This window comes from Olleya sp. AS48 (assembly GCF_038900355.1).
Classification (GTDB): Bacteria; Bacteroidota; Bacteroidia; order Flavobacteriales; family Flavobacteriaceae; genus Olleya.
The window spans coordinates 191,810-208,299 of record NZ_JBBMRD010000004.1; the positions used below are offsets into that span (position 1 = coordinate 191,810).

Consider the following 16,490-nt stretch of genomic DNA (forward strand, 5'->3'; position numbering starts at 1 on the left):
AGCTGTAAAATTAGTTATTTTTTAGTTGAAATGAATTTAACCACACTTTAAAAATTTAGTAAACTACTATTTTAGGTACTTTTGCTCAAAATTTAAAGAAAATGGGAATAATTAAAGTTGAAAATATACGTGTTACTGCATATCATGGTTGTTTAAAAGAAGAAACTGCTATTGGAAGCGACTATTTAGTAAATTTAAAAGTGAAAGCAGATTTACAAAAAAGTACAACATCTGATAAATTAGAAGATACAGTAGATTACGTATTTTTAAACAAAGTTGTAGTTGAAGAAATGGCGACACCAAGTGCACTTTTAGAGCATGTTGCTAAGCGTATTTTAGATCGTATTTTTAAAGAAGATACCTTAATTACTATTGCAACGGTTGCTGTAAGTAAAATAAATCCTCCAATTGGTGGTGATGTACAGATGGTTACAGTAGAATTAACAGAAAAAAGAAAAAACTAACAGAAATAGGGTAAAACGGTAATTATTTTTATATTTGCTGTCCTATTAAGGGTGTCGTGGCCGAGTGGCTAGGCAGTGGTCTGCAACACCATCTACAGCGGTTCGAATCCGCTCGACACCTCAAGAAAGCGTTACTTTATAAGTAGCGCTTTTTTTTATGTCTTTTTTTTATATGAATTTTAAATGATTAAAAGCAGGTTACACAATAACAATCATGTAAGTATAAAACTTAGATAAAACATTTATTTTTTCTAATTATGATTGAAAATTATGAAAAGATTGCTTCGTGCCTCACAATAAAAATTTTAATTAAACCACACCGCATATTTCTTTCGACGTAAGTCTAAAGCTAATGCTTCTTCCATTTTTAAAGCTTCTGCTCTAGTTGCAATTGGACCAATATGGTTGTATAAACTAGGTCGTAAATACATGCCATACTTCTGGACAATATTTGACGATAACTTGTGTCCTTTTTTATTAATGTAACCTGTTTTATGTTGTAAAAAACGTTCTTTAGGTGTTTTGCTTGTCATGCCAACATACAAACATTCTAGTACACCATTAAACTGTGGATTGGCAACTCTAAACTTTGTATTTTGAGTAAATATTTTTTTAGATAATTCCACAACGTATATATGATATTGCGTTTTAGACATCTTATTTTTTGCGTCTTACAAAATAATCTACAATCAATATAATAGCAGCCAAAACAACACCTAAAGTAAATAAGATATTTGCGTAAGGCCAATGTTGAATTTTAAAAATTGAGCCAAAAGCAATACTACCAATACTAATAGCTACAAAACCGTAATATACTTTTTGTGCAATATAGGAAAGGACAAGTCGATTGTTATTAAAATAATTAGCGCTATCTATTAATAACCACCAACCAAACAGTATTAAAAGACCTCCAAAACTAAATACCTGATTAAATCCAAGAAGAAAATTTAAACACCATAAAACAATCATAACAACTTTAATATAATCCATGGTTACTTTGTCTTGTTTAAAGAAAAATCTAATTGGATATACTATCAAAATACCTTTAATACCAATAGTCATTAGTTGATAAGCATTTGGCCAATGCATAATTTTAAATAAGCTACCTAAAAGTATTATTGAAATACAAATGCGAAGTGGTAAACTAAATTTTTTAAGTGGAAAGGTTTTCAAATAATTGAAATTATAATGGATTAATTTGCTCAAGCTTTTCTTTAATTTTTTCTTTTTCTTCTGGAAAAAAACCTTGTGCTAACAGCAAAATACCAAATCCTAAAATAACTAAAGCAATAATTTTTTTAGTTTTAAAAATAAGACGTGGCGTTAATTTATTTTTAAGTCTTTTAGCTGCAATAATTTTTACTAGATCTGTTACAAAATAGGCAACCAACATGGTTGTAACAAAAACAATTACTCCGTTATGCGAAGTTGTAATTTTACTTGCCAAAACTATAAAACCTAGCCAACCTAATAAGACACCAATGTTAATAAAGTTAAGTAAAAATCCTTTGACAAATAATTTACCGTAGCCTTTTTTAAATTCTACTTTATGGTATTCTTTAACAATAGATCTAAACGAGCGCGATGTTTTAACAAACGAAATTATGCCATAAAACACCAATAATACACCACCAAATATTATAAAATTAGGGTCATTTTCAATTTTACCCAGTAACCTTTCAGTACTAAAAAAGGCAACTACAATAAATAAAATATCGGCTAAAATTACACCAGCATCAAATATTAATGCACTTCTTACCCCTTTAGTAGCACTAGTTTCTAACAATACAAAAAATACAGGTCCTACGGTAAAAGAAAGTATTATACCAAAAGGGATAGCTGCAAGTATATCGTCAAACATTGATTTTAATTGTGTTTATTACAAAGTAAAGAAAATATTTAATTAACACATAGTACTATAGCTACAAATAAAAAAAGCTTCAAATTAAATTTGAAGCCTTATTATAAACCGAGTCAAGTTATTTAATCATTTTTTACAGAGATAGAACCTCCAAACGTGTGCTTTTTAGTTACTATTTGTGGATCTCCATAAATATCAATGGTTCCACCTGCTGTAATACGTGCATCTACAGAATCGCTTGCATTAACCTCTGCTTCACCAGCTGCTCTAACTTTTACTGTTGTATTTTTTGTTTCAAAATCACGACCTTCATAAATACCTCCTGTATTAAGCGTAATATCTTGGGTGTTGGCTTTACCTCTAGTTTCTACAATACCTCCAGAAACAGCCCTTACATTAACTGTATTAACGTCTAACCCAACAATTATAGAAGCACCTTCTTGTGCACGAAGCTCTATGCTGTCCTGAGTTATTAACTCGTTACCAACAACTATGGCTCCTTCATTAGCATCTATGACCTTTAAATCTGTATAATGTACAGCTACAAACGTTTTGGTACCATCAAAACTACGGTCAAATTTCATGCGTACTTTTAAAGTATTGTTTTTAATTATAATCTCTACATCATCTACATCCTCTCCAGTAATCATAACTTTATTTTCGTCAGATTTTACAAGACTTACTTTAATTAAGTCAAAGACTTTAACTTCGTTAAAATCACCAACATTTTTGTTTTTTGGATTTTGAGCAAAAATTAAAGTTGTTGCTAAAAAGAAAACTGTAACTAATAAATTTTTCATTGTAAAAAAGGTTTTGTTTTAATAAAGAGGCTTCTTTTTTGCAAGTGTTACACTTTTAGTAATATTAGTTTTTATTTATAACCACACTAAAAAAATAAAAAGACTAAGTATTTATTTTTGAGGCGCTACGCTTACTGCTGTTCCTGTTACTGAAACAAAAAAATAAGAGCCATTTACGGTTTCAAAATCAACATTTATGCCAACTACTGCATTTGCATTTAAATTACTTGCATTGGTTTGTAACTCTTGAAAAGCATGCTCCTTTGCTTCATTTATAACGTCTGTTGTTAACTCTTTATTTTTTTCGGTCTTAAAAGAAAATTTTGTTTTAGTCTCAAAAGAGGTTCCTGTTATAATCCCTTTGTATTCAATTATTCTAAATCCTTCAATAGAATTTGTTGTTGTTAATATCATGGTTATTGGTTTTATATATTAGTAGTTAAATGTAATAAAAAGTTACTGTTAATAACGAAAACTATATACTGGCTAAAAAAAAATGTATCAAAAACTTAAAGTTAATTGATACATTTTTTTAAATTTTTTTGAGGTTCAAAAAAAGGTTAGTTACTATTAACCTTCGTGCTTACCAATTAAGTTAAAGTCAAGATGACGTTTTACTAAATCCGCTTGTTTTACTTTAACAATCACCTCATCTCCAAGTTGATATACTTTTTTAGTATTACGTCCAACTAATGCAAATTGCTCTTGATCAAAATCATAATGATCGTCATTAATATCTCTAATTCTAACCATACCTTCACATTTATTAGAGATAATCTCTACATAAATTCCCCAATCGGTTACACCAGAAATTACACCAACAAATTCCTCGTCTTGATGGTCTTGCATAAATCTAATTTGCATGTATTTAATCGAGTCACGTTCTGCTTTAGTTGCTAAATATTCCATGTTACTAGAATGTTTACACTTCTCTTCATATTCCTCTTGATTAGCACTTTTTTCGCCATCTAAATAACGTTGTAACAATCTATGTGCCATGACATCTGGATAACGTCTAATTGGTGAGGTAAAGTGAGAATAATCGCCAAAAGCCAATCCGTAATGTCCTATATTTTTAGTGGTATACTCAGCTTTAGACATGGTTCTAATTGCTAAAGTATCTACCAAATTTTGTTCTTTTTTACCTTGAACATCTGTTAATAACTGGTTTAAAGATGATGCAATTCCGGCTTTACTTTTAAAGTTTAGTTTATGACCAAACTTAGCAACTACGCCTTGTAAAGCAGCTAGTTTACTTTCATCTGGCTCGTCATGAACACGATAAACAAAAGTTTTTTCTGGTTTCATTTTAGAAACAAACTCTGATACTTTTTTGTTAGCCAGAAGCATAAATTCTTCTATTAACTTGTTAGCATCTTTACTAGTTTTAAAGTGAACACCAATAGGATTTGCATCTTGATCCAAAGAGAATTTAACTTCTACTTTATCAAAACTAATAGCTCCTGATTGCATACGTTTATTACGCATTTTTTTAGCTAGTTCGTCTAATTTTAAAACCGCTTGTGCTATTTCTGGAGTTGTATTATACTGTTTACCAGTTAATGATACTTCATTTGGAATGGTTGTATCTATTTTTTCTGGGTTAGAAATGATTTCGGATTTGTTAAAAGTAATATTATTTTCAATGATTGCCTGTGCTTCTTCATAAGCAAAACGAGCATCACTATACGTTACTGTACGACCAAACCATTGGTCTTTAATTTCGGCTTTATCATTAATTTTAAATACTGCTGAAAACGTATATTTCTCTTCATGAGGACGTAATGAACAAGCACCATTAGATAAAATTTCTGGTAACATAGGTACTACTCTATCTACTAAGTATACTGAAGTTGCACGCTCATAGGCTTCGTCATCTAAAACAGTATTTTCCTTAAGGTAGTGTGATACATCTGCAATATGAATTCCTATTTCATATAAACCATTATCTAAAACTGTAAATGATAACGCATCATCAAAATCTTTTGCATCTTTTGGATCTATGGTAAAGGTTAAATCTTTACGCATATCACGACGTTTTGCTATTTCTTCTGCAGTAATATTTAAGTCAATAGAATTTGCATAATCCTCTACTTCGGTTGGAAACTCGTATGGTAAACCATATTCTGCTAGTATAGAATGTATTTCTGTATTATGCTCACCTGCTTTACCTAAAACTTTAATCACACGACCATTAGGAGAATCTGCTTTGTCTGGCCAATCCTCCATTGTAACCACAACTTTATCGCCATCTTGGGCTTTTAAAGTTTTATTAATTGGCACAAAAATGTCAGTTTTCATTTTATTACCATCTACAACAACAAAAGCAAAGTTTTTCTTTTCGTGTATTTGTATAATACCAACATACTCAGTTTTAGCACGTTTGATAATATTGGTAATTTCGCCTTCAAGCTTACCTTGTTTTCTTCGTTTATAAACGTATAATTCTACTTCGTCACCATTTAGGGCTTTATTAACATTGTTAGAAGCTATATAAATATCGTTCTCAAAAGCATCGCAAATAACGTAACCGTTACCACGTTGAGCTGCATCAAAAATACCAGTATGATACTCAGTGTTAACAACTGCTTTAAATTTTCCACGATCTGTTTCTATAATCTCCTCTTTAGCTTTAAGTTGCGCTAATTTTTTAATAATCTGATTACGACTACTAGCATCATTAACTCCTATTTTAGCTGCTATTTGCTTATAGTTAAAGCTTTGGTTTCTTTCTTTTTTTAAAATACTTAAGATTGTATTTGTAAGGTTGGAAATCTTATTATTTGAAGGTTTCCTGTGTTTTTTTTTTGTCATTTAATTTGTAATCTATTGAATCTCTAAGATACTTGAAATTCTGTTATTTATAACTTAATACAAGGAGAAGATTGGTTATTAAGTTTATACAAAGCTACGTTATTATAATTTAATGGATATTAAACTAATATTAAATCTTGAATTTAGAGTTATTCACATATATACTATATATCATTTATTTTCTTTTAAATTTTAAAAAAAAAATAGTGATTATTATAGCTTGTTAATAGCGGTATAACTTTTTTAGATTTTGATTTGATTTGTGTAATAATAGAGTCTATTAACAAGTTATTAGCTATCTAAAGTATTTGGTTTTAAAGTAAATACTTATGTTATTAACAACTGTTAATAACGACTGTTGACAACAGATTTTTGATAAGTATTTTAAAAATTGATGTTGGTATCTGTAATTTTTTTAATGATAAGTATGCAAAAAAAAAAGGCTAACTTTTTTGGTTGTTAATAACCAATTTTGGTTTGTAAAATTAACTGGATAATCCTAACAAAAGTTTTAAAAAACAATCACAAGATATTAACAAGTAATTAATACTTAATCCTAAGTAGTTAACAATTTAATAATAGTGATTGATTTTTAAATAATTACGAATTTAATTTTTATGAATAAGTTAATACCTATTACTTATTAATACTTGTAATCAATTATTAACTTTGAAATCTAATAAACAATAACACAACTACTACTATGAAAATATCAATTGGTAACGATCATGCAGGCACAGACTATAAGTTTGCTATCCTCAAACATTTAGAAGCAAAAGGTTACACTGTTAATAACTATGGTACTGACCAAACAGACAGCGTAGATTATCCAGATTTTGTACATCCTGTTGCAAATGATGTAGCAAACAATACTGTAGATTTTGGAATTTTAATTTGCGGTAGTGCCAATGGTGTAGCTATGACTGCTAATAAACACCAAAAAGTTAGAGCTGGTATATGCTGGACTAAAGAAATTACAGAGCTAACAAGACAACACAATGATGCTAATATTATTTGTATTCCTGCACGTTATACAGCTATACAACAAGCTATAGCTATGGTAGACACATTTTTAGAAACTAAGTTTGAAGGTGGTCGTCATCAAAACCGTGTCGATAAAATACCAGTTAATTGTTAATAACCCTATATTAGACTGCAAGCTTATTAAGGTTGTAGTCTAATTTATTACTTTACTTTAATTATTTACTATTATGTTAGACATACAAACTAAAACTTTTGACCAATTAACAATACAAGAGTTGTATGATATTTTACAATTACGAAGTGAAGTTTTTGTGGTCGAACAAGATTGTGTGTATCAGGATATTGATGGTAAAGATCAAAAAGCACTACATATTATAGGTTTTAAAAACAAAAAAGTAGTGGCTTACACACGTGTTTTTAAACCAGGTGATTATTTTGAATTTTCTAGTATTGGTAGAGTAGTGGTTGCCCATAATGAGCGCCAACATAAATATGGTGTTGCTATAATGAAAGCCTCAATAGAAGCTATTGCAGCATATTATAACGAAACTAAAATTAAGATTTCTGCGCAGTGTTATTTAAAACGTTTTTATAACAGTTTAGAATTTTTTGAAATAGGTGAGGAGTACCTAGAAGATGGTATACCACACGTAGCGATGATTAAAGATTAATTAATCTTCTTTACCTACATAAGTTACTAAAATTTCCACACGTCTGTCTAGTTCTGGAGCTCCACCAAGTGGAAATTTACGACGCATTCCTACGTATTTCATTCGTTTTTTATCAACGCCTTTTCTAGCTAAATAATCATAAATATATTTAGCTCTGGCTACAGATAGATTGCGTTTTTTGGTTTTTTTATCTACCGCATCACGACTCATTTGCGTGCAACATACATGACCTTGTATGGTAAAATAGATGTTTTTTTTAGCGACTAAAATTTTAGCTAAATCTTCTAAAGTTTTTTTAGACTCTGAAGTTACGTAACTATAACTGGTTTTAAAATAAATTTTATCTAGCGTTATTTTATCGCCTTTTTTTATGGTGCCTTTAGCTATGTCATCTGTAGTTTTTTTACTATCATCTGTATCATTTTCAGTGACTTCTTCAGGTTTAGTAATGGTCTTTTTTTCGGGAAGTTTTGGCGTAACAATAATTTCTACCTTACGGTTTAAACCTCTTATTTGGTGGACTTCTTCTTCGTTTAAAACTTTTAGTAGTATTTCACCTTTTCCGTTTACATTGGTAATTAAATTTTCGTCAATTCCGTAACCGGAAAACAACTCTTTAATTGTATTTGCTCTGTTTTGTGATAACTCTAAATTATAGTCATTAGAGCCTCTATCATCGGTAAAACCATAGATAGATATTTTTTGAATTGCTATGGTATCTAAGTTAGAAATAAATAGTAAAATACGGTTTTCTTCAGTTAAAGGAACGTCGTATTCGTCTGTATTAAAATACACATCATGTGTTAATTCGCTTTGCGAAAAACCTAATGTTGTGCTTAATAATATTAATAAAAATAAATGCTTCATGATTATAAACTAGCATTAAATATACCAAAAATTTAATATGTTAAAATGTGTTAGCTTATTTAGTTTAAATATCTATTGTATTTTGAGGTATTTGATAAAATATCTGTTGCAGTTTTAATCTCTTCATTATGAGTTTTATAGTACTCATATAAGCCTTCTCTGTAGACGTAACGTTTAACAATTTCATCTGTTAATAAGTTAATTAATTGTTTTTTATTATTCTCTACTGCTTTAGCTTTAGAGTTGTCTAGATTAGTTATTAAGGTTTTATAATCCTTGCTAATATCGTCATCTAAATTTTCAGATTTTGAAACTTCCATTGCTTTTTTAAGTGCTTTTTCAGTTTCCGTTTCAAACTCAAAACCTGATGTATTTAGGTAGTTTTTAAAGGTATTAAAGTCGGTATCTGTTAATTTAAATTTAGAGATATCTTCTATCTTGTTCTTATAGTAATAGGTTGTTGCAAAATCAAATATGCTTTGACTATTTAAAATAGCGTCTGTTATTGCTGTATTTTTAGTCACCTCTAAAGCTTCGTCAGGAAAGACACCACCACCATCAAACACTTTACGACCATTTTTAGTTTTAAAGACATTGTAATTTTCTTGTTTAACTCTTACAGCGTTACCGTTGTCATCTCTGTTCCAATAATCTAAAGCCTGTATACATCTTCCAGAAGGTGTGTAATATCTTGATATTGTTACTTTTAATTGTGTACCATAAGTTAGCTTTTTAGGACGTTGTACTAGTCCTTTACCAAAACTTCTAGACCCAACTATAACTGCACGATCAATGTCTTGTAGTGTCCCAGAAACAATCTCTGATGCAGATGCACTGCGACCATCAATTAATACTACAACTGGGATGTTTGTGTCTATAGGTTCTTTAGATGTGTAATAGGTTTTATTGTATTTTTTTACTTTAGATTTTGTGGTAACTACTAATTGTCCCTTTGGTACAAACAGGTTAACTACATTAACCGCTTCGTTTAATAAGCCACCAGGATTACCTCTTAAATCTAAGATTATTTGTGTTGCACCTTGTGCTTTTAAATCTTTTAAAGCATAACCAGTTTGTAAAGACGCTTTTTCGTTAAATTTTTGAAGCACAATATAACCTGTTTTAGCGTCTATCATGGAAAAGTGAGGAACAGCATCAATTTCTATTTCAGATCGTGTAACAGTGGTTGTATTTGTTTTTCCTTGACGTTTATAGGTAATTTCTAATGTAGAGTTTGGTGTTCCTTTTAAAAGGTCTGAAGCATCACCATCAAAACCATCTAGTATTGTGCCATCTACTGCTGTAATTTCGTCACCAGCTTTTAATCCTGCTTTGTCTGCTGGATAGTCTTTGTAGGGCTCAATAACCAATAATTTATCTTTTAGTGTCTTAATCCTTGCTCCAACTCCTGTATAATCTCCTGTACGACGTATACGCTCTGCTTCTACATCTTGCTCGTTATAAAATTTTGTATATGGATCCAAGTCGTTAAGCATATTTTTAATGGCATTATCCATTAATTCTGCAGGATTAGTTTCATCCACATAGTTCATATTCAATTCTTTAAAAAGGGTAGTGAATATTTCTATTTGTTTAGCTATTTCAAAAAAATCGCTTTTAAAAGCAGTACCTGTAAATAAAATGGTAACAGCTAATATTGGAATTATAAGACGTTTTTTTAATATGTTTTTCATGATATTTTTTTTGAACTAAATGCGATAAGAATTTTGAAAATAAAAGTCCTTATGGTTTAGAAATTTGGTCATTAAATTTAGATAATAACGTTTTCATTTTTTGATTAATTACCTCAAAATCTGGCATTTCTTTACTAAGATATAAAATCATAAGCGTGAAATGGTCATTATTATTGTCTATTAATAGATTTTTATTTAATCTGTAGCCTTCCCTAAGTAAGCGTTTAACACGAATCCTATCTACAGCTTTTTTAAAATTACGTTTACTAGCAGATACACCAACTTTTAAAGTTGTATCATTTTTTAAATATACCATACGTAATGGATAAGCAGACACTGATTTACCTTGTTCAAACAATTTTTCGATTGCTTTTTGGCTTTTAAGTTTTTCGTGTTTATTATAAGTAAGACGCATTATTAGTTATTTTTTAAGTCTTTTTTTAATACTGAATCTTGTAATTGTACTAATTTAGTTTCAAGTTCATGCAACCTATCGTAGACATCAACAGGTTGAGCTATTTGTTTAGATGCAAACATTTTTACGTGCCAAATTTCCATAATATCTTCAATGTTTATTGAAAAATCAGGATAATTTCCGTCCTTGTTATCACTTTTTAAAATCAGTTTTTTATCCGTTGTAGTGGTATTAATAATACGCTTTAAAACAATACCATCGTTTTTACTAATTACAACATAAATTTGATCATTTTTTATATCCTGTAATTGTTCTACATATTTAGCAAATACTAAATCTCCATCAAAAAATGTACTTACCATTGAGTGACCTTGAACTTCAAAACACCTAAACGTACCATGGGCAAGATTAGGCATATAAAAAGAAGGTAAGGTTTGAATATACTGGGTGTCAGCATAGCCATTTAGGTAGCCTGCTCTTGCTTTTATAGGTACATAAATTACATTTTCGTTATTATTACTTGTTACCGAAATTACCTGAGGCACACCAGAAAATGATGGACTACTGGGTAAATCTTGATTTAGCATAACTTTACTTTTTCCAAATAGATAATTTGGATTGATATCAAATACATTAATAATGGCGTTTAATACGTCATAACCAGGCTTAGTTTTTTTACGCGTACCATCCTTTTGTAAACGTCCATTTATAATACTGTCAATAGTTGTACCAGTCACACCTATACGTTTTGAAAACGCATAATTATTAAGATTAAAATGGCTAATTATTGTGGTGATTTTTTGATCAATCTGCTGCATGGTTCAAGAAGTAATCCTGTTTAAAATCTAATTAAAGGCTAATATACAAATTAATAAAAGTTAAACATTTGTACTATTTAAAACAAGTATAAGATACGCTCTTGATTATCTGGTAATCCAATGATATTATTACAATAGTCGTTTTGGTAAATTAAGTCCCCTTTTTTAATATAACCTTCTGCTTTTGGCATACAAGCATCCCAAGCATTTGATGGTTTACAATCTTGTAAATTTAACTTAATTATAGTATGATCTTCTACAGTAATAACTGCATAGTCATGTTTTTTAGCTAAGTTTAAACTAGTTTTAAGATTGTCACTAGTTATATATATAACTTCTTTTGCTTCTGTTGTTGCAGATTTTTTAAAAGCCTCTATTGGATTAGTTGCAACATCCTTTTCTAAATTTTTTACATTTACAAGAAAAGCTAGCGTTGTATTAGGTTTGGTGTTTTTTTCATTATTGTTAGTGGTCTTATTGCTGTTAGGTGTGATTGTATCGTTAGAATTATTTTTACAAGAAAAAATTAAGACACATAAGGTAAGCAGTATAATTTTTTTCATAATAATGTATTGCTCAAAGTTTATCAAATATATCGTTTTAAAAACCAAAAAAGCTACAACCTAAGTTGTAGCTTTTATAAAATAGATTAATCTATTTTTATCTACTGTTTTACAGTATTATTAGTTTTATCTATATCTGCCATTAACTGATTTGGATCTATAGTTATAGATTTAATCATGCTTTTTGGCTTACTAATACTAAAGCTATAGGTTGGCATTGCCCAAGCCCAATCGTTTATAATTTTAGTTGTTGTTGCTACTGGTTTTTCACCACGCATCATTTGTAACGGAATGTAATATTGTTCTGTTGTTCCGTCTGTATATTCTACTTCTAAATCTAAAGGCATTGGCATTAGCCCAATACGCTCTAAATTAACGGTTGTAATGCTGTTATTTTCTTCAAGAGATGTAATGGCATAGTCAATGGTATTTGTAGTCTGTGTCCAGTCCATTAAGTACCAATCTAGCTCTAAACCAGAAATCTTTTCAGCAGTTCTAATAATATCAAGTGGTCTAGGGTGTTTAAAAGAAAAATCATCAAAATATTTTTTAAGCGTTTTCTTTAGGTTATCCTCTCCAATAATATATCCTAATTGAGATAAAAATACAGATCCTTTATTATAAGCAGTAATACCGTAAGCCATGTTAGTTTCATAGCGATCTGCATGAGTTGACTGTGGTTTTTCTTTTCCTGATTTTACTAAATAGTAATAACCATTATATGCTCCAGCAGCTGGATTTTTTAGGTTAGTATTATTAATTGCATCCATTGCATAATCACTAATGTAACTTGTAAAACCTTCGTCCATCCATTCATGTTTTGCTTCATTAGAAGCTAATAAAAATTGAAACCAAGTATGTGCCATTTCGTGTGCAGTAACACCAACTAAACTACCAAAACTACGTTTTCCTGTAATTAAAGTACACATAGCGTACTCCATTCCACCATCTCCACCTTGTATAACAGAGTATTGATCGTATGGATATTTTCCAACGTTTTCAGATAGATATTGCATTAATTGTACTGTTTTAGGCTGTAAATCTTTCCAAAACTGTAAATTTTCTGCTGGTAAATCGTTTTTGTAATAAAAGTTTAGCATCGGACCATTAGGTACTTGCATAGTATCGTGGATGTAATCTGGATCTGCAGCCCAAGTAAAGTCATGTACTTTAGGTGCTTTAAAACGTAACGTTTTTTTGTTTCCTTTTACTTCAGCTTCGCCTTGTTGGTAACCTGTACCACCAACAACGTAATTTTTATCAATAGTTAAATTTACTTCAAAATCTCCCCAAACACCATGAAACTCACGTCCAATGTATGGGTCAGCATGCCATCCTTCAAAATCATATTCTGCTAATTTAGGATACCATTGCGTCATTGATAAAGCAACACCTTCTGCATTATCACGACCAGAACGTCTAATTTGTTGTGGTACTTGTGCATCAAAATCCATTGTAAAAGTCACACTTTCTCCTGGCTGAATAGGTTTTGCTAAGTCAACCTCTAGAACTGTTCCAACAGTCTCATGGCTTAATGTTTTACCATCTTGCTTTAAGCTTTTTACTTTAATGTAACCAATCTCGTTTGGAGCCAATTTACTAATACGATCTCCAACACGTCTATCTGGATCTTCAATAGTACGAGAACGTACATCCATCTCGCTACCTGGTTGGAAGGCATTAAAATATAAATGGTAATACACGCGATTTAAAACATCTGGCGAGTTGTTAGTATACACTAACGTTTGTTTACCATTGTATTGATACGTGTTTACATCCATATCAATATCCATTTTGTAATCTACATGTTGTTGCCAATAGGTAGATTTAGAATCTGTTGTGTTACTAGATGAATTGGCAACTTGTTTGGTAGAATTACAAGACGATAAAATACCAAAAGCGGAAATTAAAAGAAATAATTTTTTCATTGTTTTAAATTGAAATAAAAAAGCCTCAACATAAAAGGTTGAGGCTTTTTTGAATTATTAATTGTTATTTAGAAATTTGTGAAGCCATAACTAAAGCGTTATAAGCATTTACAATTTTAGCCGATTGACTTAGGTCAGAAAATGGTTGAATGTTTTTAGCATCTCCACCAACAATAACTTTAGACGTTACAGCTAAACCAGAATCCATAATAATTTGTTTTACTTGTGCACCTGTTAGTTTTGGATATTGTGACCAAACTAAAGCAGCAACACCTGCAACAGCAGGAGCAGCCATACTTGTACCACCTTTAGTATCATATTCGTTTTCTGGAGTTGTAGAATATACTTGAGCTCCTGGAGCAAAAACATCTACATTTTTCTTACCGTAGTTAGAAAAACCAGCAACTAATTTTGTACCATAACTTGGTGCTAATGCACCAACACGAATGTAAGTGTTTGATAACTCTACATAATCAATATTGTCATCAGGGAAGTTAGCTTCAACATCTACATCTTTACTATCGTTACCAGCAGCATGTACAAAAATTACACCTTTATCACTTGCATATTTGATAGCATCTCTTACCCATTCTGGGTGCATAGAAAAGCTTTTACCAAAACTACCGTTAATTACTTTAGCGCCATTATCTACAGCATATCTAATTGCTTTTGCAATATCTTTATCGTACTCGTCACCATTTGGTACTGCACGAAGCGACATAATTTTTACGTTATTAGCAACACCATTTGCTCCTAAACCATTGTTACGCTCTGCAGCAATAATACCTGCAACGTGTGTTCCATGACTTTCAGATTTTTTTACTGGCATAACGTTTCCGTTTCCGTAACCTGGCTTATCGTTAAAATCGTTTGGATTATCTCCTGTTTTACGACCGTTAAAGTCTTTGTTTAAGTTAGCGTTTAATTGGTCAGTAAAATACTCTACACCACCTTTAATTTGCTTTTCAGCTTCAGAAATAGATGTCATCCCGTTAGAATACATAAATTTAGCTGTAGCTACTGCTGTTGCTAATTCAGATCCTTCTTCTGCAGTGATTGCGTTAACTTCTGCAGGTGTATAATCTTCTTTTTTAAAGTGTGCAGTTAATACTTTATTTGCGCTGCTTACTTGACCATATATTTGGTCGTAACGTTGCTTACCACTTAAGGCTTGTTGGTAATCTTTTTCTAGTTTTTCTGCTGCTTCAGCATATCTTGGGATACTTGTGTCTCCAGTTGCAACAATACGCGTCATTTCTAACTGCTCGTCATAACCATCTCCTAAAAAGTTCCATCCATGGACATCATCGATGTAACCATTATTGTCATCATCTTTTCCGTTTCCTGCAATTTCTTTAGGGTTAGTCCAGATAACACCATCTAAATCTTCGTGTGTAATATCTATACCAGAGTCAATAACAGCAACAATAATTTGCTGTCCTTTTTTACCTTTAATAATTTCGGCGTAAGCCTTATCAACACTCATACCAGGAATAGTATCTTTTACTAAATCTAAGTGTCCCCAATTGTGTGCTTCTGCGTCTGTTAAAGCAGATTCTTTCATTGGTGTGTTGTCAATATTTTCTATAGGTGTAGATAATATTGGAGCACTTCCACCGCAACTAGATAAAACTATCGCAGCAAAAGCCGAAAATAAAATTGGTTTATAGGTAATCTTCATTATAAATTGTTTTGAATTGTTAATTAAAAATATCGTTACAAGTAAAGGTGTCTTTTAATCGTACGCCTTTTTCTGTGTGTTGCACAGTAATTATTTCGTTGTGTGCATCGTGTTCCAAAAATAAGTAATAATTGTTATCTGCTGCTAGATTCAGGAATTTTTCTTTTTCGTCTAACGTCAACAATGGTCTTGTATCATAACCCATTACAAAGGGTAAAGGTAAATGTCCAACGGTTGGTAATAAGTCTGCCATAAAACAAATGGTTTTACCTTTGTAATTAATCATTGGTATCATTTGTTTGTCTGTATGTCCATTGGCATAAAATATATCGAAACCTAAAGCTGAATTTTTTAAAATATCATCCTGCGGAAGGTCTGTAAATTTTAGTCGTCCACTTTGTTCCATTGGCAATATGTTTTCTTTTAAAAACGAGGCAACTTCACGTCTATTAGGTTCTGTTGCCCATTTCCAATGGTCTTTATTGCTCCAAAAGTGAGCATTTTTAAAGGCAGATTCTAATTTTGTACGGTCTTTATTATAATTAAAAGCACCTCCAGAATGGTCAAAATGTAAGTGCGTTAAAAACACATCTGTAACATCGTCTGTAGAGAAACCTGCTGCTTTTAAAGATTTTTCAATAGTATCATCTCCATATAAGTTGTAATGACCATAAAACTTTTCGCTTTGTTTGGTTCCCATTCCTGTGTCAATTAGTGTCAAACGGTTTCCGTCTTCAATTAATAAACAACGTGCAGCGATATCTATTAAATTATTAGCATCTGCTGGATTGGTTCTGGTCCATAAAGTTTTTGGGACAACACCAAACATGGCACCTCCATCTAGTTTAAAATGACCAGCTTGTATTGGATGTAATTTCATTATAAAAAATTAGTTTTAAAACTACCTGCAAATTACTAAATAAGTGTTAA

The 16,490-nt window shown here is 30.9% G+C and carries 17 protein-coding genes and 1 tRNA gene; 4 read left to right on the forward strand and 14 right to left on the reverse strand.

Annotated elements, in window-relative coordinates; translation table 11 throughout:
- Positions 1-101 precede the first annotated feature (101 nt).
- Together folB and WNY60_RS07090 are read left to right on the forward strand one after the other, a co-directional pair.
- Positions 102-464 carry a dihydroneopterin aldolase gene (folB, locus tag WNY60_RS07085; RefSeq protein WP_028282533.1) on the forward strand — a complete coding sequence of 121 codons (363 nt, stop codon included), beginning with the start codon at positions 102-104 and terminating at the stop codon, positions 462-464.
- Positions 465-514: 50 nt separating this feature from the next.
- Positions 515-585: transfer RNA gene (locus WNY60_RS07090), tRNA-Cys, on the forward strand.
- 184 nt (positions 586-769) lie between these two features.
- On the opposite strand, the gene WNY60_RS07095 is transcribed toward WNY60_RS07090, so the two are convergent.
- The 6 genes from WNY60_RS07095 to WNY60_RS07120 form a co-directional block, all read right to left on the reverse strand.
- Entirely contained in the window at positions 770-1,120 is a 351-nt protein-coding gene (locus WNY60_RS07095) for a ribose-5-phosphate isomerase (RefSeq protein ID WP_339807467.1), read from the reverse strand.
- A gap of 1 nt (position 1,121) precedes the next feature.
- Positions 1,122-1,553: a hypothetical protein gene (locus WNY60_RS07100; RefSeq protein WP_186439225.1), complete on the reverse strand. Its 432-nt coding sequence runs from the start codon at positions 1,551-1,553 to the stop codon at positions 1,122-1,124.
- A 94-nt stretch (positions 1,554-1,647) separates the two neighbouring features.
- Positions 1,648-2,325, reverse strand: a complete 678-nt coding sequence (locus tag WNY60_RS07105; protein WP_145005016.1) for a LysE family transporter — start codon at positions 2,323-2,325, stop codon at positions 1,648-1,650.
- 122 nt (positions 2,326-2,447) lie between these two features.
- Positions 2,448-3,125, reverse strand: coding sequence for a head GIN domain-containing protein (locus WNY60_RS07110; RefSeq protein WP_342861965.1), 678 nt, complete (start codon positions 3,123-3,125; stop codon positions 2,448-2,450).
- Between the two features lie 111 nt (positions 3,126-3,236).
- Entirely contained in the window at positions 3,237-3,539 is a 303-nt protein-coding gene (locus tag WNY60_RS07115) for a heavy metal-binding domain-containing protein (RefSeq protein ID WP_145005022.1), read from the reverse strand.
- A gap of 156 nt (positions 3,540-3,695) precedes the next feature.
- Positions 3,696-5,939, reverse strand: coding sequence for an RNB domain-containing ribonuclease (locus WNY60_RS07120; protein WP_342861966.1), 2,244 nt, complete (start codon positions 5,937-5,939; stop codon positions 3,696-3,698).
- Between the two features lie 703 nt (positions 5,940-6,642).
- Between WNY60_RS07120 and rpiB the strand changes: the two genes are divergently transcribed.
- Together rpiB and WNY60_RS07130 are read left to right on the forward strand one after the other, a co-directional pair.
- The gene (gene rpiB, locus WNY60_RS07125) at positions 6,643-7,077 is read left to right on the forward strand and encodes a ribose 5-phosphate isomerase B (protein WP_145005028.1); all 435 of its coding nucleotides are present in this window, start codon (positions 6,643-6,645) and stop codon (positions 7,075-7,077) included.
- A gap of 73 nt (positions 7,078-7,150) precedes the next feature.
- A complete protein-coding gene (locus WNY60_RS07130; protein ID WP_145005031.1) occupies positions 7,151-7,594 on the forward strand; it encodes a GNAT family N-acetyltransferase in 444 nt (147 codons plus the stop codon).
- On the opposite strand, the gene WNY60_RS07135 is transcribed toward WNY60_RS07130, so the two are convergent.
- The 8 genes from WNY60_RS07135 to WNY60_RS07170 form a co-directional block, all read right to left on the reverse strand.
- Positions 7,595-8,461, reverse strand: a complete 867-nt coding sequence (locus WNY60_RS07135) for an OmpA family protein (RefSeq protein WP_145005034.1) — start codon at positions 8,459-8,461, stop codon at positions 7,595-7,597.
- A 59-nt stretch (positions 8,462-8,520) separates the two neighbouring features.
- Positions 8,521-10,155, reverse strand: coding sequence for a S41 family peptidase (locus WNY60_RS07140; protein ID WP_342861967.1), 1,635 nt, complete (start codon positions 10,153-10,155; stop codon positions 8,521-8,523).
- 49 nt (positions 10,156-10,204) lie between these two features.
- Positions 10,205-10,570 (reverse strand): ribonuclease P protein component, encoded by a 366-nt coding sequence (gene rnpA, locus WNY60_RS07145; RefSeq protein ID WP_145005040.1) that lies wholly within the window; start codon positions 10,568-10,570, stop codon positions 10,205-10,207.
- 2 nt (positions 10,571-10,572) lie between these two features.
- Positions 10,573-11,388, reverse strand: coding sequence for a S24 family peptidase (locus WNY60_RS07150; protein WP_342861968.1), 816 nt, complete (start codon positions 11,386-11,388; stop codon positions 10,573-10,575).
- Positions 11,389-11,465: 77 nt separating this feature from the next.
- Entirely contained in the window at positions 11,466-11,951 is a 486-nt protein-coding gene (locus WNY60_RS07155; RefSeq protein ID WP_339807461.1) for a hypothetical protein, read from the reverse strand.
- 101 nt (positions 11,952-12,052) lie between these two features.
- Positions 12,053-13,879 (reverse strand): M1 family metallopeptidase, encoded by a 1,827-nt coding sequence (locus WNY60_RS07160; protein ID WP_145005049.1) that lies wholly within the window; start codon positions 13,877-13,879, stop codon positions 12,053-12,055.
- Between the two features lie 64 nt (positions 13,880-13,943).
- On the reverse strand, positions 13,944-15,560 hold the full coding sequence (locus WNY60_RS07165; protein WP_342861969.1) for a S8 family peptidase: 1,617 nt from the start codon (positions 15,558-15,560) through the stop codon (positions 13,944-13,946).
- Positions 15,561-15,579: 19 nt separating this feature from the next.
- On the reverse strand, positions 15,580-16,440 hold the full coding sequence (locus WNY60_RS07170; RefSeq protein WP_145005056.1) for an MBL fold metallo-hydrolase: 861 nt from the start codon (positions 16,438-16,440) through the stop codon (positions 15,580-15,582).
- Positions 16,441-16,490 lie beyond the last annotated feature (50 nt).

Coding starts and splice junctions, on each gene's coding strand:
- WNY60_RS07135 (WP_145005034.1), bottom strand. CDS start 8,461: ATGAAGCATTTATTTTTATTAATATTATTAAGCACAACATTAGGTTTT.
- WNY60_RS07105 (WP_145005016.1), bottom strand. CDS start 2,325: ATGTTTGACGATATACTTGCAGCTATCCCTTTTGGTATAATACTTTCT.
- WNY60_RS07110 (WP_342861965.1), bottom strand. CDS start 3,125: ATGAAAAATTTATTAGTTACAGTTTTCTTTTTAGCAACAACTTTAATT.
- WNY60_RS07100 (WP_186439225.1), bottom strand. CDS start 1,553: ATGCATTGGCCAAATGCTTATCAACTAATGACTATTGGTATTAAAGGT.
- WNY60_RS07160 (WP_145005049.1), bottom strand. CDS start 13,879: ATGAAAAAATTATTTCTTTTAATTTCCGCTTTTGGTATTTTATCGTCT.
- WNY60_RS07115 (WP_145005022.1), bottom strand. CDS start 3,539: ATGATATTAACAACAACAAATTCTATTGAAGGATTTAGAATAATTGAA.
- WNY60_RS07170 (WP_145005056.1), bottom strand. CDS start 16,440: ATGAAATTACATCCAATACAAGCTGGTCATTTTAAACTAGATGGAGGT.
- WNY60_RS07095 (WP_339807467.1), bottom strand. CDS start 1,120: ATGTCTAAAACGCAATATCATATATACGTTGTGGAATTATCTAAAAAA.
- rpiB (WP_145005028.1), top strand. CDS start 6,643: ATGAAAATATCAATTGGTAACGATCATGCAGGCACAGACTATAAGTTT.
- folB (WP_028282533.1), top strand. CDS start 102: ATGGGAATAATTAAAGTTGAAAATATACGTGTTACTGCATATCATGGT.
- WNY60_RS07120 (WP_342861966.1), bottom strand. CDS start 5,939: ATGACAAAAAAAAAACACAGGAAACCTTCAAATAATAAGATTTCCAAC.
- WNY60_RS07165 (WP_342861969.1), bottom strand. CDS start 15,560: ATGAAGATTACCTATAAACCAATTTTATTTTCGGCTTTTGCTGCGATA.
- rnpA (WP_145005040.1), bottom strand. CDS start 10,570: ATGCGTCTTACTTATAATAAACACGAAAAACTTAAAAGCCAAAAAGCA.
- WNY60_RS07155 (WP_339807461.1), bottom strand. CDS start 11,951: ATGAAAAAAATTATACTGCTTACCTTATGTGTCTTAATTTTTTCTTGT.
- WNY60_RS07140 (WP_342861967.1), bottom strand. CDS start 10,155: ATGAAAAACATATTAAAAAAACGTCTTATAATTCCAATATTAGCTGTT.
- WNY60_RS07150 (WP_342861968.1), bottom strand. CDS start 11,388: ATGCAGCAGATTGATCAAAAAATCACCACAATAATTAGCCATTTTAAT.
- WNY60_RS07130 (WP_145005031.1), top strand. CDS start 7,151: ATGTTAGACATACAAACTAAAACTTTTGACCAATTAACAATACAAGAG.